We start from the raw sequence: 23,745 nt of genomic DNA on the forward strand, positions 1-23,745 counted from the left end.
GCGGCTTTTTCCTGGGCGTCAGATATTGGTGCTGCACGGAATCAGGCTGGGCAGCAGGAAGGTGTAGGGTCGCATCCGTTCGGAATTGCGCGCGACGATCTGCTCTTCCACGTCCTGCAGTGCCGCACGGAAGCGCGACAGCGCCCCGCCCTTCCCCGCGATCTGCGGGTCCTGAAACCACTGCGGATAGGGAAAGTCGGGCGAGAGATAGGTGCCCAGCGGACGGTAGTAGAGCGAGCCGAGCAGGAAGAGCACTTTGAGCTGCTGCAACGCCAGAACCTCGGGCGGCATCATCGCCAGCCAGCCGGTCTTGGTCCCGCCCTTTTGCGTATCGGGTGCCGGCTGCCAGAACGCGCCCGTCACCGCCGGGGCATATTCCATGATCGCCTTTTGCGGGAAGTTGACCGAGGCGTGCTGCGCGCTGGCGGTGAAGATCGTCATCGTGCAGATGTCGACCAGCTCCTGAATCGTCGTCGGCGCGGAGAAGCCCTTCAGCTTGCCGCTGTCGGAGATTGCCGCGGCCCACGCCTGTAACTCGGTGTCGCCGGTCACGTCCTTGTCCGATGAATAGTAGGTGCGCACGTAAGCCTTCGCCCAGCTCTCGATCGCGTTCCACACCAGCAGGCCGTCGTCGCGATAGGGATAGTCGCCCAGCGCGGAATCCGCGCCGACGCCGCGCGCGACGATATCCTGCGGCAACATCCCCTTGGCGAAATCGAAGGTGAGCCGCGCCTGCACGGCGGCCTGCTGGCTGCTCTCGATCGTGCCTGCGAAGATGTGGTCGATCGGGCCGCCCGCAACGATCAGGCTGTTCGCGGCGGCATCGTTGATGAACAGCGTGCCTTCGAAATGGCGCACCAGCAGAGCGTTGATCGGGTGGACATCGGGAAGCTGGCGATGGGTCGCGATGGCGATCGCCTCGATCACCAGATGCGTGCGCGCGAGATGAGCGAACAGCTCGTGGTAATTGCCGTCGGCCACCTGCACGACCAGCTTGGCCATTTCCCAGCCCCACTGCTTTTCCGTGCTCATGCTCGGCGTCATCACCGGGCTCGCCGCGTTGGAGGGATCGCAATTGATCGCGACCGGGACCAGGCTCTGCCCACCCGGCGGCACCGCGAACAGCGCCACGGGGCACGTCAGGTACTTGGCCGAACCATCCCACTCCCCCGGCTCGATGATCGAGAGCGGCGAATAGTCGCACTGGAACAGGCGCCCCTCTTCCAGCGCGGCATCCAGCGTATCGCCGGGCACGACCGCCGCATATTGCCTGGCCGTCACCGCGCATTTCTTCGGCACCTTGCTGACCGCCTCGATCAGCATGCAGTTCGGCCCCGCAACCCGCAGGTTGGCGAATTCGAGATCGTCCTGGAATGTGTAGGCGATCGCGGGAGTGGAGATGGTCTTGAAGTTATCGAGATAGGTCTGGAGCGTTCGCGGGCGTTCCTTCCCCAGCGCTTCCTTGGTCGCGCCGCGCAGTTCGATCACGCCTTTCAGCTTGGTCGCGTGGTTCTTCAGGTCCGCGATGGCGATGTCCGCGTCGAACATGTGAACGCAGTCGGTCGCCAGCGCGACGATGCCCTTCCCGCCGCTCACATCGCCCGCGATCTTCGCCTCCAGCGCGGCGACGTCCTTCTCGATCGCGGCGACGACCACGCGGTCCGCCTCGACCAGCGCGGGATCGAGCGCGGAGAGCCCCTGTTCGATCAGCGATTGCTCCACCTCGATCTGGTTGATCGCCACCTCCAGCATGATCTTCACCAGTTTCAGCCACCATTCGAGCGTCGGCATCTCCGCCGTGGGCAGCGTCTTGACCACCGGCACGCCTTCGAGCGACGGGACCGCGTCGGTCCACTCGTAGGTCGCCTGACTGGCGGCGAGCTGCGCCTCGCGGGCCTTGCGCTGCGCGGGCGTAACGTTCTGCGGAAGCGTGGGATCAGCCGGTGCCTGATGAGCCATTGTATTTCCGTCCATTTCCGTCGATTTCAGTTGAGACCGCAGAAATGCTACGTCACAATGGTTAATAGGGGGATTACGGCGGACGGGCCGGGCACCCCGCTTAATTTTTGTTTATACGTTTGCGGGTTATCCGGGGGCCATGGACGGGGTGAAAACGATACTGCGCAATGCCGCGATTCCGGATCTTCCGCAGGAGGTTCGGACCGATTTCGTCGTGGCCAGCGCGACCACTGTCCAGAAGCAGGGGCGCTGGCTGTTCGTCGGGCTGCTTCTGACCTGCCCCTTCGCCGCGCTTGCCACGCCAGAGGCTGCCGGATGGTTCGTGCGCTGGGGCCTGCCCACGCTGATGGCGCTCTATTGCCTGATGGGCCTGAAAGACCTCTTCAAGGAAAACCATTTCCCGCAGAAGCCCTGGCGGGCCGAGCGGTTCATGGTCCAGAGCTGGGCGTCCTCGCTGATCGGCGCGGTGATCTCCACCACCTGGGCGGTCGCCTGCTGGTCCGCCGCGGACCCGGGCGTGCGGCTGCATTTCCCCGTCATCCTGGTGATGGGCGCGCTCGCCACCGCCTATTGCATGGCGAGCATTCGCGCAGCGGCGGTGACCCATCTGGTGATCGACATCGGGGTCATCGCAGCGCTGATGCTGCTGACCGGATCGACCCTCGACATCGCGACCGCGGTGAGCCTGTGCGTCGCCGGGGTGTTCCAGTGGCGCATGATCAACGCGCACCACAATCAGGTGATCGAGTTGCTGATGCTCGAACGCAAGAGCCAGCAGCTTGCCCTGACCGATCCGCTGACCGGACTTCTCAACCGCCGCGCCCTGCTCGATTTCGCCGAGGATCTGGGCGAGCAGAGCGGGCAGTCGCGGCTGCTGCTGATCGACATCGACTGTTTCAAGGTCATCAACGACACGCATGGCCACGATGTTGGCGATACCGTGCTGCAGGAGGTCGCGCGGCTGATCCAGGCGCATGCGGGTGACGGGGTCAGCGCGGCGCGACTGGGGGGCGAGGAATTCGCCCTGCTCGGCACGAGCGAGGCGCTGCCGCCGGGCAAGGCGATGCAACTGCTTGCCGAAATCCGCGAGGCGGAGATGCCGCATGGCGGAAACTGCACGATCAGCATCGGCGTTGCCGAGGGTGCGCTGCATGACGATTCCACCTGGCGCGAACTCTACCACCGCGCGGATAAGGCGCTCTACGCGGCCAAGAGCCAGGGCCGCGACAGGACCGTGCACGAGCGTGAACTGGAAACCCTCACCGTGCCGCCAGCCGAATGCGCGGTCTCGCCGGATGACGTGCCGGAGCGCAAGGTCGCCTAAGGCTCTGGCCACTCGGCACCTTCCTGCCGGGCAACGCGCAAGCGCGCGTGCAGGCTTTCTGGCACAGCTGACACACAGTCCTAGGGGTCAAAAACAGTCCCTCCCCATGCGCCACGAAGATGGCCGGTTAGTTGCGCGCGATCGTCCAACCGGCAGGCGCGCGCGAAACACGGATCGACGATTTGAAAGAGCGGCTTCCCGCCTAGGCAAAGACTGCCGTGTAGGACAGCGCGGCGTGCGAAGGGGAGCCCGCACCGTCCTCGATTGAAATACCCCGTGGGGGTATATATAGGCTTCGCTTCAGGCTCACTCTTTCGCAGGCCCCACCAATGGCATCCCTTTCCCGCCGCCACCTTATCCGCAGCACCGTCGCGCTCGCCGCCGCGAGCGCCCTGCCCGTGCCCGCCTGGGCACGCGGTGCCTCGCTGAGCCGGGCGCAGAACGGCTCCGGCGAGCTTTCGGGCGAGGATATCGAGCTCTCCATCGGCGATCATCACTTCATGACCGGCACCCGCTCGGGCCACGCGGTCGCGGTCAATGGCAGCGTGCCGGGGCCGCTGATCCGCCTGCGCGAAGGCCAGAACGTCCGCCTCAACGTGACCAACAATCTGGCGGAGGACAGCTCGATCCACTGGCACGGGCTGCTGGTGCCGTTCCAGTTCGACGGCGTGCCCGGCGTCAGCTTCCCCGGCATCCGCCCGGGCGAGCGTTTCACCTACGAATTCCCGATCCGGCAGAGTGGCACCTACTGGTGGCACTCGCACTCGGGCCTGCAGGAGCAGGCCGGGCATTACGGCCCGATCGTGGTCGAGAGCGCCGATCCGGACCCGCGTTACGACCGCGACTACGTCGTGCTGCTGAGCGAGTTCACCCCGATCCATCCGCACGAGATCATGCGCAAGCTCAAGGTCGGCGAGCACTACTTCAACTATCAGATGCAAACCGCGACCGAGGGCGAGATGTCGGGCGCGATGCGCCGCATGTGGGGCCAGATGCGGATGAACCCGCGCGACATCTCGGACGTGACGGGCAGCACCTATACCTTCCTCATCAACGGCCACGGCCCGGCGGACGACCTGCAATTCGCATTTCGCGCGGGCGAGCGCGTGCGGCTGCGGATCATCAACGGGTCAGCGATGACCTTCTTCAATGTGCGCATCCCCGGCGTGCCGATGACGGTGATCGCCGCCGACGGACAGGACGTCGCCGAGGTCGAGGTCGACGAATTCCAAATCGGCGTTGCGGAAACCTACGACGTGATCGTCAGCCCGCCCGACGGCAGCCACGCGATTGTCGCCGAGGCGATGGACCGCAGCGGCATGGGCGTTGCCAGCCTGACCAGCCATAAGGGCCATCGCGCTTCTCCGCCGCCGCTGCGCGAGCCAGTGACCCTGACCATGGCCGATATGGGCATGATGGACCACGGCGGCATGGCGGGGATGGAGGGCATGGATCACTCCATGCGCGATACTTCGAAATTGCCCGCTGATGTGAAGGTCGGCCCGGGGCTCGATATGGTCTCACCCATGCCGATGGACCGGATGGATTTCCCCGGCCTCGGCCTCGACACGGTCAAGCACCGCGTGCTGCGCTACACCGATCTCAAGGCGAAGCGGATGAACCCGCACCGCGAGGTGGACCGCGAGATGCGCATCCATCTTACCGGCAATATGGAACGCTACATGTGGAGCTTCGATGGCAAGAAGTTCACCGCCGTCACCGATGATCCGATCCGCTTCGGGTTCGACGAGCGGGTGCGCGTGACGCTGGTCAACGACACGATGATGGCGCACCCGATCCACCTGCACGGCCATTTCTTCGAACTGGTCAACGGCGCGGACCACATGCACCAGCCGCTGAAGCACACGGTGATCGTCCAGCCGGGCGGCACCGCGACCTTCGACCTGACCGCCAACGAGCCTGGCGACTGGGCCTTCCACTGCCACCTGCTCTACCACATGCACGCCGGCATGATGCAGGTGGTGACCGTGCGCCCGTTCTCCGCAGGAGACGGCGCATGATCCGCGCGATGCTTCTCGCCGGGGCCGTGCTGCTGCCCGCCCCGCTCGCCGCGCAGGACCATTCGGGGCATGGCAGCAGGAGCGAACCCGCGCCCGAGATGGATCACTGCGCGATGGGGCACCTTCCGCCCGAACAGTGCGGCAAGCAAGAAGAGAGCGAACCGGCCCCGGCGATGGACGATGGAATGGCAGGCATGGACCATGGCTCTCACGGAGCGATGAACGATAAGTCCGCTCCGGAAGACGCCGTTCCCGCGCGTGCGCTGGAGGGGCCGCGTCATGCCGCCGACGCGATCTGGGGCCGCGAGGCGATGGAGCCTGCGCGCCGGGAACTTGCCCGTGGCAATGGGGGCATGACCACCGGCATGGTGCTGGTCGAGCGGCTCGAGGCACGCATCCCCACCGACGGGGGCGAGACCGGCTACCTGTGGGACGCGCAGGCCTGGTACGGTGGCGATCTCAACCGCTTCGTCCTCAAGACCGAGGGCGAAGGCGAATTCGGCGGCGCGGTGGAGGATGCCGAGATCCAGGCGCTCTACAGCCGCGCGATCGGGCCGTTCTTCGATTTGCAGGCGGGGGTGCGGTTCGATCCCGAGCCGGATAGCCGCACGCACCTGGTGCTCGGCGTGGCGGGGCTGGCGCCCTACATGTTCCATGTCGACGGCGCGCTGTTCCTGTCCGACCGGGGCGACCTGACCGCGCGGGTCGAAGCCGAATACGACCAGAAGATCACGCAACGCCTGATCCTCCAGCCCCGGATCGAGGCGGAGTTCGCCGCGCAGGACATTCCCGAGCGCGAGATCGGCGCAGGCGTCACCAAGGTCGAGCCGGGGCTGCGGCTGCGCTACGAGATCGCCCGCGAATTCGCGCCCTATATCGGCGTCGAGTACGAGGCGAAGCTGGGCGAGACGGCGGACATCGCGCGCGCGGGGGGCGAGGATCCGGACGGTTTCAAGGTCCTCCTCGGCGTGCGCGCCTGGTTCTAGGCGGGCGTTGCTCGCTCGCTCCCCCGCCACGCAGCACCCGCGCGGCGCGGAAAATCGCTGTCCTACAGCCGCGCGGCCGGGGCATAGCTTCGCGCCCTCCCCGCCGCGCAAGGACCGCCGCCCATGAGCTTCCGGCCATGACCCGCAAGGCCGACAACCGCGAGCAGCGCCTGCCCGTGCCTGCTGGCGAGCTGCCCGACTTCGTCCCCGTCCCCCGCCAGACCGACCGGCATGATGGCTGGACCGAGGATCGCCAGCGCCGCTTCATCGCCGCGCTCGCCGATACCGGCTCCGTCCACGCCGCGTGCAAGGCGGTCAACATGAGCCAGGCCGGCGCCTACCACCTGCGCCGCCAGCCGGGCGCGCAGAGCTTCCGCGCGGCATGGCAGGCGGCGATCGACCTCGGCCTGCAGCGGATCGAGGATGTCGCCATGGACCGCGCGCTCAACGGCGTCGACGTGCCCGTCTACTCCTACGGCAAGCTGGTCGGCACGCGGACCATCTATAACGACCGCCTGCTGATGTTCATGCTGCGCAACCGCGCGCCCGAGCGCTTCACGGAAGGCCGCGCAAAAGGCCTCAACGCGGTCGGCCAGATGGAGCTGAAGCGGCTCAAGAAGCAATGGCGCGAGGAGTACGAGCGCGAGCGCGCGCAGGGCGGCGAGGCCCGCGTGTACGAAGCGCTCGACGCAAAGCTGAAAGCGCTCCACCAGCGCCGCCTCGACTCCATGAGCCCCCGCGCCCGCGCGGCCTGGGACGCCTTCAAGGCCATCGAGGCCGAGGACGAGGCCGCAGGCTACCGCTGGTGGGAGGACCCGGAGCATCCGAAGTACGATGCGGGGGAGGACGAGGAGGACGGCGATGACTGGGAGGAGCGGGCGCTGCCTGCGCCGGGGTGGGAGTAAGCGAAGGCGCCTAGCGCCAGAGGTTGCGCAGCAACCGACAAGCTAGAAGCCGGTGCGCGGAACGCGCATCGCGAACTCCGGCCGGCGGGTCCGTCCTGAGCTTGTCGAAGGGCGGGACCCGTTCGACGTCACGCGGCGGATGGAGCGTTTGCGCCAGCAAACGCGGAACGGCGCGGGACAGAGTGCTAGGCCGCGAAGGCGTGATACTCGCGATGCCAGCCGAGAAACTTCGGATGCGGTCGATCCGCCGCGCGCTCGGGCAGAATGAGCTTGCCGCTCGGATTGATGATCGCGGCCACACCGTCGCGATCGTTCACCTTCCGATGGATCATGATGTCGTGATCGTCGGAAAGGCAGATCAGACCGCGATCAAACATCCAGTGCGCCGTACCCGATAGCGCGAGCCCGTTTCGCACACTGTCTGGCCCGCCGTGCTCGACCGGCCGGATATGCGCCGCTTGCGCTTCAAGCCGACCGCCACCGTTGACGAGCTTCCACCCCGTCACGGCACAGCGCCCATCATAGGCATGCATCACCGCGCGCCGAAATGCGCGCTCCCGGAAGGGCTTGGAGACAAGCGTTTGGACGAGAGGCCGTTCGACCTCGAACGGCATCCTCTCTTCGCGCAGCGTGTTTTCGTCTACGTCGGGTTCGTCAACACGCGGCAGATAATCTTCGTTGGGCAGACCCAGCGCAATGATGCGCGCGAAATCAGCGTGTGAGAGCGGACGGACTGCGGCTTGCGCATTGGCGAGGTCGCGCTCGACCGGCACGCCGTCGACTTTATGCGGGACAGTCGGCTCGAACGGCAGGTAGCTGCCTTCTTCGATCAGCGCGCGGTAGCGATCCGGCTCGTCAGGGTCGGGAATGATCCGGTCAACCTTGGCCACCGCAAAGAAGCCCCTTGAGTCAGCGACTTTGACCGGCTCGCGATAGACGACCCAGTCCCCGACCATCTGCTTTGCGCGGCTGAGATAGATTTTGGGGAATTGGTAGTGAGACCAAGGGACGTCGTAGTAGATCGACCCATCCTTGTGCATGAAAACGCCGAAGGACATGCTGACAGCCTCCTTTCAGGCGCCACGCTCGGCGAACCAAGTCGCAACAGAGAAAGAGAGGCCGTACATGAGAACTAAAAGCTTTTCAGCATCACGGCCCAACTCAGTAGCAGACGAACTGTTCTCAATCGTATCGCCATGTACGATCGAATGTCGCCTGGTCATCACGGTCTCAATGAACTCGTGCCAAAGCGTTTTTTCACCGCTTGCAGGCCTTCTTCGTTCGAAACTGAAATCGCCTGCGAGACTCCGGTACGGAAAACTATAGACCGCGCTCGTCGCTTTTCTCATTTTCCGGCGCATCGCCCAATCTGTTCGATAATTACCATCAAAAACTGATGTGAAATCTTCACCTTTTATTGAATGCAGAACATTCGGCACACCGATCTTATTCAGGGTGGACTGAATTAAATCAGGCGAGGGATTTTTGTTTGGATTTTCGTTATATGAGAACGCAGAAAGATCTATTGCAACATTGTTTCTTTCGAAAAAGTCCATAAGCTGCCTTATACGCTTTTCGATCTCGCTACTCTCTACACCTTTGTAAAAAGCAATTTTCCTGCAGAACTCCCTTTTTAAAATCTCCGGCATCTGCGCGAAGTCTCTAATGTGATAGTTGAGATCAGCAATGACGTTCGACGAAAGCTCCTTTAGAAACGCTTCGAGATGAGCCGCCAATAAGACGGCAGAAGCACGGCAAAGGGCATCATAGAATTCAGGATCACTGTCCTTCGAGTCGGACGCTCGATTGACAAGCAATTGAACTTCACCGATTCTCTTTGGAATCGAGTAAACCAATTCGAATGTCCCGGTGATCATCGGCGAAGATATGTAACCATCTTTTCGATACGAGTTTTCACTTTCGCTGCGTCATTTACGCTTCCGCTAACGGCAGAAAAAAACTCGTCATCTGCGAAAAGGCTTCTATACCCGCTAAGGGCGGAACAGACTTCGCCCCTACGGTTCTGAATATCTTGGTCAGTAAACACTTCAGAGAGACCAACGGCCACGGCATCATATACAGCGGCATTGAAGCTAGACATCCGCTTCGGACCGCCCTCTGTAACTCGCCATTTTGAGAAAGCATCTCTACCAGCCTCCTCCAAAAGAAAAGTCATATATGTAGCAAAGGTCTCACCCATGCTTTCAATTTCGGGGCCGTGCAGTTCGTTAAAATCAATCAAACTTCCCGTTATAAAATCACGGAAACCTTTTCTAAGATTTTTATAACGACCGTCTTTCAATGCAAAGAATCGAAGTACGAGCTCAACATCTTCCATTTTCCTAACTTTAATCGAGTCCTCCGGACGGTTCGGATCGATTTGCAATAGGGTTCGGAAGTACGGCTTCGCAGCCCACTTCTTGATTGCATTATTGAAAGGCCCTCGGGCCGTAGCGTTACGCAGCTCCTGAGACTCCAGCTTCACAGAACCGGTGTTAAGCCTCTCAAAGATATCAAACTTTACTTGCGGGTCTACTGTGCTGTCAATTCTCAAACATTTTATTGTGCGTTCTTCGAGGCGCCTCTCAAGAAATGGCGGAAGATCCTTGTAGTAAGATCCGTTAAGCTCTTCGAGCCCCTCTAACCCCTCGAGCCTAAGCTTATTCTTCATGAATTTGTGTATCGCGGTTAATCTCTGCTGACCGTCTATAACGGTATATCGTGCCACAGACGCGTCGACTTCGTCATCCACGTCGACATCTTGAGAAAGAAATATAACCGGGATTGGTATATTAAGGATCAAACTTTCAATAAGTCGTGAAGACGTCTCTTCAGGCCAGCGGTGACGTCGCTGATACTCGGGATCCAGTTTGATAGCCCCTTTGTCGATGCGCTTGATGAGAGTGTCTAAATCATACTCCACATTTTGCGTCTTGACGGTTCGCTCACGCGCTTTCTGTTGGATTGTGTCCAAGCTATCTCTTAAATTCGCCATGTCACAGTCCTTAACTCAACGCACCGATAAACACACTGAGAAACTCATTCCTCACCCATCCGCAGCGCAGCAATAAACGCTTCCTGCGGAATGCTCACATTGCCATATTCCCGCATCCGCGCCTTCCCCTTCTTCTGCTTCTCCAACAGCTTCTTCTTGCGGCTGATGTCGCCGCCGTAGCACTTGGCGGTCACGTCCTTGCGCAGGGCGGCGATGGTTTCGCGGGCGATCACCTTGCCGCCGATCGCGGCCTGGATCGGGATCTTGAACAGGTGGCGCGGGATCAGGTCTTTCAGGCGCTCGCACATGCCGCGGCCGCGTTCTTCCGCCACGCCGCGGTGGACGATCAGCGATAGCGCATCGACCGGCTCGTTGTTGACGAGGATGTTCATCTTCACGAGGTCGCCTTCGCGCAGGCCGATCTGCTCGTAATCGAAAGAGGCGTAGCCTCGCGAGATCGACTTCAAGCGATCGTAAAAATCAAAGACCACCTCGTTCAGCGGCAGCTCGTAGGTCACCTGCGCGCGGCCGCCCACGTAGGTGAGGTCGGTCTGGATGCCGCGCCGGTCCTGACACAGCTTGAGGATGCTGCCCAGATATTCGTCGGGGGTGTAGATCACCGCCTTGATCCACGGCTCCTCGATCATCTCGATCCGGTTGGGGTCGGGGTAGTCGGCGGGATTGTGCAGCTCGATCACCTTGGCATCCTCGGTCTTCGATTTGCCGAGGTGGATGCGGTAGACGACCGATGGCGCGGTGGTGATCAGGTCGAGGTCGTATTCGCGGCTCAGCCGCTCCTGAATGATCTCGAGGTGCAGCAGGCCGAGGAAGCCGCAGCGGAAGCCGAAGCCCAGCGCGGCGGAGCTTTCGGTCTCGAAGGTGAAGCTCGCATCGTTGAGGCGCAGGCGCGCGATGCTTTCGCGCAGCTTGTCGAAATCGGCGGCGTCGACGGGGAACAACCCGCAGAACACCACCGGCTGCGGCTCGCGATAGCCGGGCAGCGCCTTGGTGGCGCCGTTCTTGACCGTGGTGATGGTGTCGCCGACGCGGGCCTGCTCCACCTCCTTGATCTGCGCGGTGATGAAGCCGATCTCGCCCGGGCCGATCTCGGTCAAGTCGACGCGCTTGGGGGTGAAGGCGCCCACCCGGTCGATCAGGTGCTGCGTGCCGCCCTGCATGAACTTGACGTTGAGGCCCTTCTTGAGGACGCCGTCGATCACGCGCACGAGGATGACGACGCCGAGGTAGGGGTCGTACCAGGAATCGACCAGGCTGGCGGTCAGCGGCGCGTCGCGGTCGCCCGTGGGCGGCGGAATGCGCGCGACGATCGCTTCGAGCACGTCTTCGACGCCGATGCCGGACTTGGCGCTGGTGAGCACCGCGCCGCCGTTGGCCCAAGTGCCGGTGGCCTGGATGCCGACGATCTCCTCGATCTCCTCCGCGACCCGCTCGGGCTCGGCGGCGGGGAGGTCTATCTTGTTGATAACAGGCAGGATTTCGTGGTCGTGCTCGATCGACTGGTAGACATTGGCGAGCGTCTGCGCCTCGACCCCCTGCGCCGCGTCGACCACCAGCAGCGCCCCCTCGCACGCGGCGAGGCTGCGGGAGACCTCGTAGGCGAAGTCGACATGGCCGGGCGTGTCCATCAGATTGAGCTGATAGGTCTCGCCATCGGACGCGGTGTAGTTGAGGCGTACGGTCTGCGCCTTGATGGTGATGCCCCGCTCGCGCTCGATATCCATGTTGTCGAGCAGCTGCTCGCTCATCTCGCGCTCGGTCAGCCCGCCGGTGAGCTGGATCAGCCGGTCGGCGAGCGTGGACTTGCCATGGTCGATATGGGCGATGATGCTGAAATTGCGGATCTTGGAAAGGTCAGTCATTACCGCGCCGCAATAGACGCGGGGCGGGCGTCTGTCAGCATGTTTGACGGGGATGCACGATCTGTCCCGCACAGGACAGCGGCGATTGCGTGCGCCCTCAGGCCGAGCGCCGCTGCTCGCGCTGGATCGAGCGCTCGACCTCGGGAGCCGGCAGGTCGAAATGGCCGCGCTGGTCGCGCCGCAGACGCTGGGCGAAGCGCACGCCGATGCGGTTCTCGGCGCACCAGCGCACCTCCGCGTCAACTGCCAGCCGCTCGCTCAGCGCGACACGGAAGACGGTGCCCTCGGGTACGTTCCACAGGCCTTCGATCAGCGCGCCCTGCGACGAGATGTTGCGAATCGTGCCGTTATAGAAGTGCTCGTCGTGCTGCAGCACCACCCGGCGCAGCATCGCCTGGCGTGGCTCGCGCGCGGCGCGCGGGCCACTGGGGCGGGCCTTGAGCCCTTCCGCCAGCCGCGCATCGGCCTCTGCGGTAGAGAGCGGCTTGGAATAGATATAGCCCTGGATGTGGCTGCACCCGTGCATCCGGATCAGCTCCAGCTCGTCGAGCGTCTCGACTCCTTCGGCGGTGGTGTCCATTCCCAGCGCGTTGGCAAGGCTCGAGATCGCTGCGATGATCGCGCCATTGCGGCTGCCCGGCATCGTCGCGCCGCGCACGAAGCCCTGATCGATCTTGATCTTGTCGAACGGCGCGTTCTTCAGATAGCCGAGCGAGGAATAGCCGGTTCCGAAATCGTCGAGCGCCAGCCGCACCCCGACCGCCTTTAGCGCGGCAAAGGTCGCGTCCGTCCCCTCGCTGTCGTCGAGGAACACGCTCTCGGTAATCTCGAGCTCCAGGCGCTCGGGCGAGATACCGGCCTTTGCGATGGCATCGGCGATGACCCCGGGCAACGCCGGATCGGCAAATTGCAGCGGCGACACGTTGACCGCGCAGCGCACCGATTTCGGCCAGCGGGCAAGGTCGCGGCAGGCCTGGCGGATGGCCCATTCGCCCATCGCCACGATCAGCCCCGCATCTTCGGCCACCGGGACGAATTTTTCCGGGCTGATCCAGCCCTGCTTGGGATGGTTCCAGCGCATCAGCGCCTCGAACCCGCTGATCTCTTCGGTCGCCGTGTTGACCACCGGCTGGTAGTGCAGTTGCAGGCCGCCGGTGTCGATCGCCAGCCGCAGCTCTTCTTCCAACTGGTTACGCTCGCGCGCGGCGACGTGGAGATCGTCGGAGAACACGCGATAGCGCCCGCGGCCAGCGTCTTTCGCAGCGTACAGCGCAAGATCGGCGCTGCGGACCAGCCGCTCGCTGGTGCTGCCATGCTCGGGCGCGATCGCAATGCCGACCGACGCGCCGATCACGGCGCGGTTGCCATCGATCGAATAAGGCTGCGAGAGCGAGTGGATGATATCGTTGCCCAACTGTTCGAGGCGCGCCTTTTCACAACGCTTCGGGATCAGCACCTGGAACTCGTCGCCACCGATCCGGCCGACCGTACCGAGATCGCCGACCACCTTTTCCAGCCGCCGCGCGACCTGGTTGAGCAGGGCGTCACCTGTCGGATGGCCGAAGGTATCGTTGACATGCTTGAACCGGTCGAGGTCGAGCATCAGGATCGAGCAGACCCGCTGGGCCGGGTTGCGGTGGGTCAGCAGCTTGGACAGCGCCTGGCTGAGCGCGTGCCGGTTGGCGAGCCCGGTGAGCGAGTCGTACAGCGCCAGGCGAGAGGCATGTTCGGCGCTGCGTCGACGCTCGGTCAGATCGGTGCCCGAGCCGCGGAAACCGCAGAAATTCTCGAACGAATCGAAGATCGGCCGACCGTTGACCGACCACCACACCGTGCCGTCGCCAGCGCGCCCCTCGCCCCTGACCGGCAGTTCGTGGAACGGAGAGTGGGCGGTAAAGTGGAACTTGATCGTGCGTTCGGCGTCGCGGTCGCCGGGATCGACCTCGAACACGCTGGTGAACACCTTGCCCAGCAGATCTTCGTGATCGAAGCCATAGCGCTCGGCAAAGACTTCAGAGATGTAGACGATCCGCCCGTGCTTGTCGGTTTCCCAGAACCAGCCCTGCCCGGTCGCCTCGTAATCGCGCAGGATGTCGATCGAGCGATTGCGGCTGCGCTCTTCCGCCTGCCGCTCTTCCTCGCTGCGCCGGTCGTAGCGTTCCTGGAACAGGGCGATGCCCACCGCGACAAGGATCGCGAGCGGAAGGGCAACCACGGCCATGTGATCGTTATAGGCGATGGAGTGAACCGCGATCGGCAGCCATATCCCGATCTTGACGAACAGCATCGGGAACGGCCGCCCGGCAAGGAACACCGCGGCCATACTTCCCGCAAGGATCAGCGTAGCGATCCCGAAGCCCAGCGGCAGGCCTCCATGGAACATCCATTCGGCATAGGCATAGCCGACCAGCAGGTGCGGGATCAGGCCGAAGGCGGTGGTCACCGACAGGCGCCGAACCCTGCCTGTGTCGCGAACGAGCCGGGAGAGGGAGAAAAGCAACGCCGAAAGAAGCACTGCAACCAGCGAGGTGATCGGCGGATAGGATTGGGCAATCAATCCGTTGCCCAGCGCGCCTGCCAGAGCCATTGCGCCCAGCACGGGCCATTGCGAGGGCAGCGCGGGTGCATCGTCGCTCAGGCTAAGCCCTCGCGCGCGCGCGAAAGCATCGGCTTCGTTGCTTTTGGTGGGCTGGCCGCTGCGACGGCGCTCGCTAGCGGTCGCGTCGCCTTCAGGCGATCGCATCGCTGCCAATGCCCGTCTTTCCGTACGCGTACCCTGCTGCATCCTGGATCCTATGCCTGAAACCGGCTGGAGAAGGATTAACCATCGGGGTTAGCGGCAGGTTAAAGCCGGTTTTGGCGCCCATCAAGGATCAATAGGCGGCCCATCCTTGTGTTGCGGCGCAGCAAGGGCCATCACTCCACTCCTGAGAAGAAAACGCACTCTTTGCTGAAGGCTGCAAACGCCGGAACGCAGCGGCTCCTTCGATTTTTATTCCGATTTTCAGGGCTTTAAAACATGATGCGTTTCACAGACATGGACCTGCGCCTGCCCGGCTGGGGCCTGTTTGGCGGCGCTGCGCGCAGTCAGCCGAGCAAGCACCTGCGGGGCAAGCCGGGCGGTCCACTGAGCGCGGATGTATCCTTCGAGACGGTTGACGGGATTGAGCTGCGGGTGGCGCGCTGGCGGCTCGATGCGCCCTGCGCGCACCCCCCGCTGCTGTTCTTCAACGGGATCGGCGCGAACATCGAAGCGGTCGCTCCCTTGGCGGAAACGCTGACCGACCGGGGTTTTATCATGTTCGACATGCCGGGCACGGGGGAATCGCCCGATCCGGTGCTGCCGTATAATCCCTTTACCATGAGTTCGACCGCCGCAGGCGTGCTGAAGCGCTTCGGGCTTGAGACGGTCGATGTGATGGGGATGAGCTGGGGCGGCGCGATGGCGCAGCAATTTGCCCTGCAATATGCCGGCCGCGTAAGGCGGGTGGTGCTGGCCGCGACCTCTCCGGGCATGCTGATGATCCCGGGCGACCCGGCGATGCTGGCGCAGATGGCCGATCCCTTCTCGGGCATCAACGCCATGCTGCGCAGCGAATACCTGATGGCGCTGGAAAATGCCGACGAAACAAGGCGCGCACGCCATTCGATCGGCAATATCACCGCGCCCAGCAGCACAGGCTATTTCTACCAGTTGATGGCGCTGGCCGGGTGGACCTCGCTGCCCGCCCTTCCCTTCCTCGACAAGCCGGTGCTGGTGATGATGGGAGAAAACGATCCGATCGTGCCGCTCGCCAATGGCAGGCTGCTCGCAGGTGCGATTCCCGATGCCCGACTGGAAGTGTTCGAAGGCGCTGGCCACCTCTTCCTGATGACCCACCCGGAGCGTGCGATAGACCTGCTGCGCGAGTTTCTGGGTTAGCGCAAACGGCCGCCACCCCGCCGGCAGCAAGGCAGGATCACTTCCCCGAAAGCGCCTCTCCGGCGGCCATCATCGCATCCGCCATCTGTTCGGATTCGGCCACGCAGCGGGTCTGGATGGTCTCGTAGTCTTCCGCGACCTCGGCTGCCAGTTCCTCAGTCATGACCGATCGGAGGCTGTCGACACCCAGTGTCGAGGTCAGCTTGCCCGAGAAGTAACCGACCAGAGCATAGAGCCCGGTCGCGATCGAGTAGTCGCGGTCCTTTTGGTCCTCGTATTGGCCGAGCGCGATGGAGTAGACCATCAGACACTGCGCATCGTCGCGCACGGATGCGGCGGCCGGTGCGGGCAATGCTGCGGTGGCTGCCGCCAAGGTCGCGATGGCGATGCCCGTTTTGCGAAAGGTCATGAAAATCCTGCTCCCCATATGAAATTCTATCTGGCCAGCGCCCGGCGCCTCTCGTCTTCTTCCAGCACGCGTAGCGCGGTCCGGAATTCGAGCGCCGCGGTACAATGCTCGGGCGGGACGGCCTCGGCGTACCAGACGGCATAGCGGCGGTCCGGGATCGAGGATAGCGCGACGGCGAAGGGTGCCCGGGTTGCCTCGGCCACCTGCCTCCCGGCATCCAGATCCACCCCCAGCGGTGGCAGCGCCCTCATCCGCGCGAACTCGCCGCGCATGCTGGCCTCGATCCTGTCGGACTTGGCATTGTCGAGATGGGAATAGCGCTCGATCCCCTTCAGGCTCTCGCGCAGATCCGACACGCCGATCATCAGTTCGATGCACCGCTCCGTATCCTCGTAGACCTTCTGGCTCATCCGCGAGGAGAGGCAGCGCACCGCATCGTGGTTCCGGTCCACGTTTTCGCTGGTGGTCGCAGCGACGATCGCCGGGCAGTCGTCGGAACCGACCGGAGTCGCTCCCGACAGCAGCAACAGAACGAGGAAGCCGGATGGCATGGCGAAATTCCCTTCGCCAGCAAACCTAGCCTCGCCACCGGCCGGAGCCAGTGACAAGGGCGGTTAGGTTTTACACCCGCATCGGCATCAGGACGTACAGCGCCGGGCTGTTCTCGTCCCGACGAATCAGCGTGGGGGCACCCGCATCCGCGAGGTGGAGCTCCACCGTGTCGCTGTCGATCTGGCCGAGAATGTCCTTCAGGTAATTGGCGTTGAAGCCAATCTCGAACCCTTCGGACTTGTACTCGGCGGCAATCTCTTCGGCTGCCGTTCCGTTGTCAGGACTGGTTACCGACAGCGTCACCTTGTCCTCGTCCAGCCCCATCTTGACCGCACGGGTCTTCTCGGTGGCGATGGTCGCCACACGGTCGACGCCCTGGAAGAAGGCCTTGGGATCGAGCCTCAGCAGCTTGTCGTTACCCGTCGGGATCACGCGGCTGTAATCGGGGAAGGTGCCGTCGATCAGCTTGCTGGTCAGGACCACCCCGCCCTCGCCGCCCAAGGCGAAGCGGATCTTGCTCGCCGAAAGGTCGATCTGGACGTTCGAATCGAGCGCTTCTTCAAGAAGTTTGCGCAGTTCGCCGACTGCTTTTCGCGGGACGATCACGTCGGGCATGCCCTCCGCGCCTTCGGGCCGGTCGAGCGTGTAGCGCGCCAGCCGGTGGCCGTCGGTCGCCGCGGCCTTCAGGACCGGGCGCGCCTCGTCCGACACGTGCAGGAAGATGCCGTTGAGGTAGTAGCGCGTTTCCTCGGTGCTGATCGCGAAACGGGTGCGGTCGATCATCTCGGCGAGCTCGCGCGCAGGCAGCTCGAAACTGGTCGGCAGCTCGCCCTCGACGATCACCGGGAAGTCGTCGCGCGGCAGCGTGGGCAGCTGGAAGCGGCTGCGTCCGGCCTTCACCACCATGCGGTTGTCCGCGGTTTCCAGGCTGACCTGGCTGCCATCGGGCAGCTTTCGCGCGATGTCGAACAGCAGGTGGGCGGAGACGGTAATCGCCCCGGCGCTCTCGACGCTTGCGGCGGTCATCGTCTCGACCACCTGCAGGTCGAGGTCGGTCGCCATCACCTTCACGCCGCCGCCTGCGTCGGCGTCGATCAGCACGTTGCTGAGGATCGGGATCGTGTTGCGGCGCTCCACCACGGACTGCACGTGGGACAGGCAGCGGAGCAGCGTGGCGCGTTCGATGGTGGCCTTCATCGGTCCTTCTCTCGTCTCATAAGCGCTTGGAATGCGGCGCGACTCCCCCTCGAGTCTGCCTTCGCGCGAGAAATCTCATCCGGTTTCCTTATCGCGCCTGCACTTAGGGGCAAGCTGCAAGCGCGAGTCCACCCGGATTGCTGGGGATAAGGGGTTGAGGGCGGTAAGGCTAGCCGTTGGTGTTGTCGATGCGCGCCAGTCCCGCCCCGCAACACCTAGCCGAGCATCGCCATCCCGCCATTGACGTGGAGGGTCTGCCCGGTGACGTAGGCTGCCTCGTCGCTGGCGAGGTAGGCCACGGCAGCGCCGATTTCGTCGCCCTCGCCCATGCGGCCCGCCGGAATGCGCGCTTCGATGGCTGCCTTCTGCTTGTCGTCCAGCGCATCGGTCATCGCGGTGCGGATGAAGCCGGGGGCGACGCAGTTGACGGTGATTCCCCGGGTGGCGAGTTCCTGCGCAAGGCTTTTCGACATGCCCGTCAGGCCTGCCTTAGCCGCCGAGTAGTTCATCTGCCCGGGATTGCCCGTCGCACCCACGACGCTGGTGATCGAGATGATCCGGCCATGGCGCGCCTTCATCATCGGGCGGGCGGCGGCGCGCATCAGGCGGAAGGCGGCTTCCAGATTGATCCGGATCACCTGATCCCACTCGTCGTCCTTCATCCGCATGGCGAGGTTGTCGCGCGTGATCCCGGCATTGTTCACCAGGATGTCGACCTTGCCGAGCGTGTCGATCGTCGCGGGGATCAGTTCCTCGACACTGGTCGGGTTGGACAGGTCGCAGGTGATCTCGACATGCGCGCCGCTATCATGCGCGTATTCGTCGTTGAGCTGGTCGCGAAACGCGCGCAGCTTGTCGCCGTTGGAGCCCGACAGCGCAAGGCGCGCGCCCTGCGATGCGAGGGCACGGGCGATCGCCGAACCGATCCCGCCGCTTGCGCCGGTTACCAGCGCGGTCTTTCCTTCAAGTGAGAACATCAGGCCAGTTCCTTCGCCAGCGCTTCGAGGTCTTCCATGGTGATCGCACTGGTCACCTTCGCGTCCTTGTCGGTGCGGCTGACCATCGGGCCGAGCACCTTGCCGCCCAGTTCCACGAACTGCTCCACTCCGTCCGCGCGCATCGCCAGCACGCTCTCACGCCAGCGGACGCGACCGGTGATCTGGTCGACCAGCAGGGCCTTTTCCTCGTCCGAATCGGCCACCTTCGCGGCGGTCACATTGGCATAGAGCGGCAGGTCCATCGCCGAAGGCGGCGTGTTTTCCAGCGCCAGCTTCATCCGCTGCGCGGCGGGCTTCATCAGCGAACAGTGGAACGGCGCGGAAACCGCGATCTTGATCGCGCGCTTCGCCCCGTATTCCTTCGCCATGTCGAGCACCCGGTCGATCGCCTGAGCGTGGCCCGACAGAACGACCTGCGAGGGGTCGTTGTCGTTCGCGATCTCGCACACCTGACCTTCGGCAGCGGCCTCGGCCAGCTTCTGCGCTGTCTCGATATCCGAGCCCAGCAGCGCGGCCATGGAACCGACGCCGATCGGCACGGCATCCTGCATCGCGATGCCGCGCAGGCGCAGCAGCTTCGCGGTTTCGGTCAGCGAGAAGGCGTTGACCGCACACAGCGCGGTATATTCGCCCAGCGAATGCCCGGCGACGCAATCGCCCGCATCCTTCAGCTTCACGCCGAAGTCGTTCTCCAGCACGCGCAGCGCGGCGATGGCATTGGCCATGATCGCGGGCTGCGCATTGGAGGTCAGCGTGAGTTCGGCATCAGGCCCTTCGCGCATCAGCGTGAACAGCTTCTGGTTCAGCGCGTCGTCGACTTCCTGAAAGGTCTCGCGCGCGGCGGCGCTGGCTTCGGCGAGGTCGGCACCCATGCCGACCTTCTGGCTCCCCTGCCCGGGGAAGATGAAAGCTCGCATAATATCTCCTTGTTGCCTGCGGCCTAGGAACCGCGCGCCGGGCTGGCAAGGCCGAAGGGGACGATCCGATTGGCGGCGGTATGGCCGATTTCGGCCCGGCCGAGGTATGGAATACCTGCCCGCGCGCACCAGAACTGCGCGATTTCCTCTGCGCTCATACCGAATTCACGGTCGTTCTCCGGCACATTGCTGACCGCCCCCAGCCTCAGCCCCGCGACCCGCGGCAGGGTGTTGGACAGGCTGAAGAACAGCCGGTCGACCGCGTAGAGATGCTCGCTCACCTCCTCGACCATCACCACATGGCCCGAAAGATCGGGCAGCATCGGCGTATCGACCATCATCGCCAGAGTGATGAGGTTGAACGCGACCACCGGCGTCTTGCCGTCGAGGCTCGGCTCCAGCCCGCTGCCATCGCCGGAGAACCAGCGCAGCACGCGGCGCACCGCCTCGCGCCCATGCTCGCTGCGCGCGCTGACCGGCATGGAACCGTGGACCGGCTGGCCGATCCCCGCGCGGTAGAGCGCGGCGAGCATGTAGCCCATGTCCGAAAAGCCGACATAGGTCTTCTGCCGCGCGGCATCGTTCATCTGCGCCACCGCCGCCTGCGCGATCCGGTTGGAGCCATAGCCGCCCTTGGCGAACCATACGGCATCGAACTGCGGGTCATTGGCGCAATCGAGCAGCGCGGTCAGGCGTTGCAGATCGGTGCCGGCGAAGTGGCCCCAGCTTTCGAAGCATTGCGGGTGCACATGGACGCCGTGTTCGGGAAACTCGTCCGCGACCAGCTGCTCGATCGCGGCGGCATGGTCGGGCGTGATGGCGGTTGCGGGCGCGCAGATGGCGATGCGGGTCATGTCTTCGCTGTACCCGCCAAACCCACCCCCGTCATCCCCGCGCAGGCGGGGATCCCGCTCTCTTCAGCGGAGGCGAGTGGCAAAAAGCGGGACCCCCGCCTGCGCGGGGGTGACGAGTTGGTCTAATGACAATAGGCAGGCCGGATGACCGACCTTCCCGACCCCACCGCCGACCTGACCGCCCGCCCCTGGTTCTTCTGCGGGATCGGCGGATCGGGCATGCAACCGCTCGCCGCGATCCTGAAGGGGCGCGGGGCGGAGGTCGCCGGATCGGACCGCAGCTTCGACCAAGGCCGCACGCCCGAGAAATTCGCCGCGCTGGAGCGGCAGGGCTTCCAGCTGTTCCCGCAGGACGGCAGCGGGATCACCCGGCCCGAACAAGTGCTGGTGGCCAGCGCCGCAGTCGAAGACACCGTGCCCGAAGTCGTCCGTGCGAAGGAACTGGGCCTACCCCGCCTGACCCGCGCCGACCTCAACGCAGCGCTGTTCAACGCCGCCGAAACCGGCATCGCGGTCGCGGGGACCAGCGGCAAGTCGACCGTCACCGGTATGCTCGGCTGGATCCTGCATCATGCGGGCAGAAACCCCACGATCATGAACGGCGCGGTGATGAAGAACTTCGTCAGCGACGACCGCCCCTTCGCCAGCGCGGTGGTGGGTGATGCGGACCTGTATGTGTCGGAGGTCGACGAAAGCGACGGCTCGATCGCGCAATACACACCCGCGGTCGGCATCCTTCTCAACGTCTCGCTCGACCACAAGAGCATGGACGAGTTGCGCCAGCTTTTCGGAGATTTCCTCGAGGCGTCGGAGCGCGGCGTGGTGAATGCCGATGACGAGGAAGCCTTCCGCCTCGTCGCGCACGCCAATGCACCGCTGACCTTCGGCGTGACCAATGGCTGCGCGGCACTCGGCATCGTTGAGGGCAGCATTGCCGAAGGGCCGACGCGGCAGGCGGCGATGGTCCACGACAAGCGCGACGATACGCAGCACGCGCTGACGCTCAACCTGCCGGGGCGGCACAACCTGTCGAACGCGCTCGCGGCGATCGCAGGCGCGAATGCGGCGGGTGTGCCGGTGGCGGATGCGGTTGCCGCGCTGGCCGAGTTCAAAGGGCTGGCGCGCCGGTTCGATATCGTCGGCACGTCCTCCTCAGGCGTGACCATGATCGACGACTTCGGTCACAACCCGGAGAAAGCCGCGGCGACCCTGCGCACGCTGAAAGCACACGAAGGCCGCGTGCTCGCGTTCTTCCAGCCGCATGGCTATGGGCCCTTGAAGCAGATAGGTGCCGAACTGGCCGAAACCTTCGCCCGCGAACTTGGCCCTGAAGATATCACCCTGTTGTGCGATCCGGTCTACTTCGGCGGCACGGTCGACCGCTCCGAAGGCAGCGAGCGGATCGTCGACCTGATCGCCGAGCACGGTGGAAAGGCCCTGTGCATCAACACGCGCGAGGGCTGCGGCGACTGGCTGGTGGCGAACGCAAAACCCGGCGACCGCATCGCCGTAATGGGCGCGCGTGACGATACTCTGAGCGTGTTTGCCCGCGACGTGCTGGAGCGGCTGGCTTGAGCGTCTACGAACGCGCCCGCCGCCACGCGCTCAAGATGCTGCTCGGCGTGGCGCTCGGCGTGGTGTTCATCATCGCGGTCGATGCGTGGATCGGCCATTCGAGCATCGCCTTTGCGATCGTGATCTTCGGCTTGTTCATGGCCAATATCGGCATCCTCGGCTTCAACTGCCCGAACTGCCGCAAGAACCTGTTCTTTCGCGGCCCGCTGATGCTGCCATGGCCAAACAGGACCTGCAGCCGCTGCGGCACGGACCTTGCGAAGGAGCCCTGGCGCGGCGCCTAGTGCGCGCCCTCGCCGCCGCCTTCTTCGTGGCCCACGCCGAACACCTTGTGCAGCACGAAAAAGATCACCGTGCCCAATACCAGCCCGAGTAGCGCGGACGAGGTCGCATAGGCCACCCAGCCGAGCACGCCGCCCAGCGCGCCGGTCGTCGTCTCCACCGCATGCTCCAGCCCATGCGCCGCGCCGTAGAGCGGCTGGAAGCCGAGCTCGTGCGTTCCGTGCAGGATGATCCCGCCACCGACCCACAGCATCGCTGCGGTGCCCACCACCGAAAGGATGGTCAGGATATGGGGCATCGCGTTGAGCATCACCTTGCCCACCTTCTTCGCGAAGTCGCCGGGCTTTTTCATCAGGTGCAGGCCGATATCGTCCAGCTTCACGATCAGCGCCACCGCGCCGTAAATGCCGGCCGTCACCGCCAGGCCGACCAGCGCCAGCACGATCGCGCGGGTGACGAAGGTTTCCGCCGCCACCTCGTTCAGAGCGATCGCCATGATCTCCGCCGAGAGAATCAGGTCGGTGCGGATCGCGCCATCGACGCGCTTCTTCTCGAAGGCCTTTTCGTTCTTGATCGGCTCATCCACGGTGTCGCCATGCTTGTCGCCGGTCAGCTTCTCGATGATCTTCTCCGCGCCTTCGTAGGACAGGTAGCAGCCGCCCAGCATCAGGATGAAGACGATCGCCTGCGGCAGGAACTCGCTCAGCAAAAGGGCGCCGGGCAATAATATCAAGAGCTTGTTCTTGACGCTGCCCACCGCGATCTTGGCGATGATCGGCAGTTCGCGGGCGGGCGAGAAGCCGGTGACGTAGCTCGGCGTCACCGCCGCATCGTCGATCACCACGCCTGCGGTCTTCGTGCCCGCGCGGCCCGCCGCCGCCGCGACATCGTCGACCGAGGCCGCCGCGGCGCGTGCGATTATCGATACATCATCCAGTAGTGCAGCAAGGCCGCCGGGCACGCTATTCT

The 23,745-nt window shown here is 64.0% G+C and carries 20 protein-coding genes; 7 read left to right on the plus strand and 13 right to left on the minus strand.

Annotated elements, in window-relative coordinates; translation table 11 throughout:
- Positions 1-18: 18 nt before the first annotated feature.
- Positions 19-1,959 (minus strand): lipoxygenase family protein, encoded by a 1,941-nt coding sequence (locus KYN89_RS13930; protein ID WP_222825656.1) that lies wholly within the window; start codon positions 1,957-1,959, stop codon positions 19-21.
- Positions 1,960-2,098: 139 nt separating this feature from the next.
- Between KYN89_RS13930 and KYN89_RS13935 the strand changes: the two genes are divergently transcribed.
- The 4 genes from KYN89_RS13935 (at position 2,099) to KYN89_RS13950 (ending at position 7,195) form a co-directional block, all read left to right on the plus strand.
- Positions 2,099-3,283, plus strand: a complete 1,185-nt coding sequence (locus KYN89_RS13935; protein ID WP_222825657.1) for a GGDEF domain-containing protein — start codon at positions 2,099-2,101, stop codon at positions 3,281-3,283.
- A gap of 329 nt (positions 3,284-3,612) precedes the next feature.
- Positions 3,613-5,304 carry a copper resistance system multicopper oxidase gene (locus KYN89_RS13940; protein ID WP_222825658.1) on the plus strand — a complete coding sequence of 564 codons (1,692 nt, stop codon included), beginning with the start codon at positions 3,613-3,615 and terminating at the stop codon, positions 5,302-5,304.
- On the plus strand, positions 5,301-6,290 hold the full coding sequence (locus tag KYN89_RS13945) for a copper resistance protein B (protein WP_222825659.1): 990 nt from the start codon (positions 5,301-5,303) through the stop codon (positions 6,288-6,290). Before KYN89_RS13940 ends, KYN89_RS13945 begins: the two co-directional genes overlap by 4 nt.
- A 137-nt stretch (positions 6,291-6,427) precedes the next feature.
- A complete protein-coding gene (locus tag KYN89_RS13950; protein ID WP_222825660.1) occupies positions 6,428-7,195 on the plus strand; it encodes a hypothetical protein in 768 nt (255 codons plus the stop codon).
- Between the two features lie 185 nt (positions 7,196-7,380).
- Here KYN89_RS13950 and KYN89_RS13955 read toward each other — a convergent pair whose 3' ends face one another.
- The 5 genes from KYN89_RS13955 to KYN89_RS13975 all read right to left on the minus strand — a co-directional run bounded on the left by KYN89_RS13955 (position 7,381) and on the right by KYN89_RS13975 (position 14,813).
- A complete protein-coding gene (locus KYN89_RS13955) occupies positions 7,381-8,253 on the minus strand; it encodes an HNH endonuclease (protein ID WP_222825661.1) in 873 nt (290 codons plus the stop codon).
- A gap of 15 nt (positions 8,254-8,268) precedes the next feature.
- On the minus strand, positions 8,269-9,072 hold the full coding sequence (locus tag KYN89_RS13960) for a HEPN domain-containing protein (protein WP_222825662.1): 804 nt from the start codon (positions 9,070-9,072) through the stop codon (positions 8,269-8,271).
- Complete coding sequence (locus tag KYN89_RS13965; RefSeq protein ID WP_222825663.1) at positions 9,069-10,190, minus strand: DUF262 domain-containing protein; 1,122 nt, start codon at positions 10,188-10,190, stop codon at positions 9,069-9,071. Before KYN89_RS13965 ends, KYN89_RS13960 begins: the two co-directional genes overlap by 4 nt.
- A gap of 44 nt (positions 10,191-10,234) precedes the next feature.
- Positions 10,235-12,070 carry a translation elongation factor 4 gene (gene lepA / locus KYN89_RS13970; RefSeq protein ID WP_222825664.1) on the minus strand — a complete coding sequence of 612 codons (1,836 nt, stop codon included), beginning with the start codon at positions 12,068-12,070 and terminating at the stop codon, positions 10,235-10,237.
- 97 nt (positions 12,071-12,167) lie between these two features.
- A complete protein-coding gene (locus tag KYN89_RS13975; RefSeq protein WP_222825665.1) occupies positions 12,168-14,813 on the minus strand; it encodes an EAL domain-containing protein in 2,646 nt (881 codons plus the stop codon).
- 276 nt (positions 14,814-15,089) lie between these two features.
- Between KYN89_RS13975 and KYN89_RS13980 the strand changes: the two genes are divergently transcribed.
- The gene (locus KYN89_RS13980; RefSeq protein ID WP_222825666.1) at positions 15,090-15,992 is read left to right on the plus strand and encodes an alpha/beta fold hydrolase; all 903 of its coding nucleotides are present in this window, start codon (positions 15,090-15,092) and stop codon (positions 15,990-15,992) included.
- 37 nt (positions 15,993-16,029) lie between these two features.
- Here KYN89_RS13980 and KYN89_RS13985 read toward each other — a convergent pair whose 3' ends face one another.
- The 6 genes from KYN89_RS13985 to KYN89_RS14010 form a co-directional block, all read right to left on the minus strand.
- Positions 16,030-16,401 carry a hypothetical protein gene (locus tag KYN89_RS13985; RefSeq protein WP_222825667.1) on the minus strand — a complete coding sequence of 124 codons (372 nt, stop codon included), beginning with the start codon at positions 16,399-16,401 and terminating at the stop codon, positions 16,030-16,032.
- Positions 16,402-16,427: 26 nt separating this feature from the next.
- Positions 16,428-16,952 carry a hypothetical protein gene (locus KYN89_RS13990; protein WP_222825668.1) on the minus strand — a complete coding sequence of 175 codons (525 nt, stop codon included), beginning with the start codon at positions 16,950-16,952 and terminating at the stop codon, positions 16,428-16,430.
- Between the two features lie 70 nt (positions 16,953-17,022).
- The gene (gene dnaN, locus KYN89_RS13995; protein WP_222825669.1) at positions 17,023-18,150 is read right to left on the minus strand and encodes a DNA polymerase III subunit beta; all 1,128 of its coding nucleotides are present in this window, start codon (positions 18,148-18,150) and stop codon (positions 17,023-17,025) included.
- A 215-nt stretch (positions 18,151-18,365) separates the two neighbouring features.
- Positions 18,366-19,127: a 3-oxoacyl-[acyl-carrier-protein] reductase gene (gene fabG, locus KYN89_RS14000; RefSeq protein WP_222825670.1), complete on the minus strand. Its 762-nt coding sequence runs from the start codon at positions 19,125-19,127 to the stop codon at positions 18,366-18,368.
- A complete protein-coding gene (gene fabD / locus KYN89_RS14005) occupies positions 19,127-20,065 on the minus strand; it encodes an ACP S-malonyltransferase (RefSeq protein WP_222825671.1) in 939 nt (312 codons plus the stop codon). The genes fabG and fabD overlap by 1 nt, the downstream gene beginning before the upstream one ends.
- 23 nt (positions 20,066-20,088) lie before the next feature.
- Positions 20,089-20,919 carry an LD-carboxypeptidase gene (locus KYN89_RS14010; RefSeq protein WP_222825672.1) on the minus strand — a complete coding sequence of 277 codons (831 nt, stop codon included), beginning with the start codon at positions 20,917-20,919 and terminating at the stop codon, positions 20,089-20,091.
- 144 nt (positions 20,920-21,063) lie between these two features.
- On the opposite strand from KYN89_RS14010, the gene KYN89_RS14015 reads away from it, so the two are divergent.
- Complete coding sequence (locus KYN89_RS14015; RefSeq protein WP_222825673.1) at positions 21,064-22,494, plus strand: Mur ligase family protein; 1,431 nt, start codon at positions 21,064-21,066, stop codon at positions 22,492-22,494.
- Entirely contained in the window at positions 22,491-22,778 is a 288-nt protein-coding gene (locus tag KYN89_RS14020; protein ID WP_222825674.1) for a hypothetical protein, read from the plus strand. The genes KYN89_RS14015 and KYN89_RS14020 overlap by 4 nt, the downstream gene beginning before the upstream one ends.
- Here KYN89_RS14020 and KYN89_RS14025 read toward each other — a convergent pair.
- The gene (locus tag KYN89_RS14025; protein WP_222825675.1) at positions 22,775-23,737 is read right to left on the minus strand and encodes a DUF808 domain-containing protein; all 963 of its coding nucleotides are present in this window, start codon (positions 23,735-23,737) and stop codon (positions 22,775-22,777) included. The genes KYN89_RS14020 and KYN89_RS14025 overlap by 4 nt on opposite strands.
- Positions 23,738-23,745: the final 8 nt, after the last annotated feature.

The organism is Alteriqipengyuania abyssalis, from assembly GCF_019857185.1.
Lineage (GTDB): Bacteria > Pseudomonadota > Alphaproteobacteria > Sphingomonadales > Sphingomonadaceae > Alteriqipengyuania > Alteriqipengyuania abyssalis.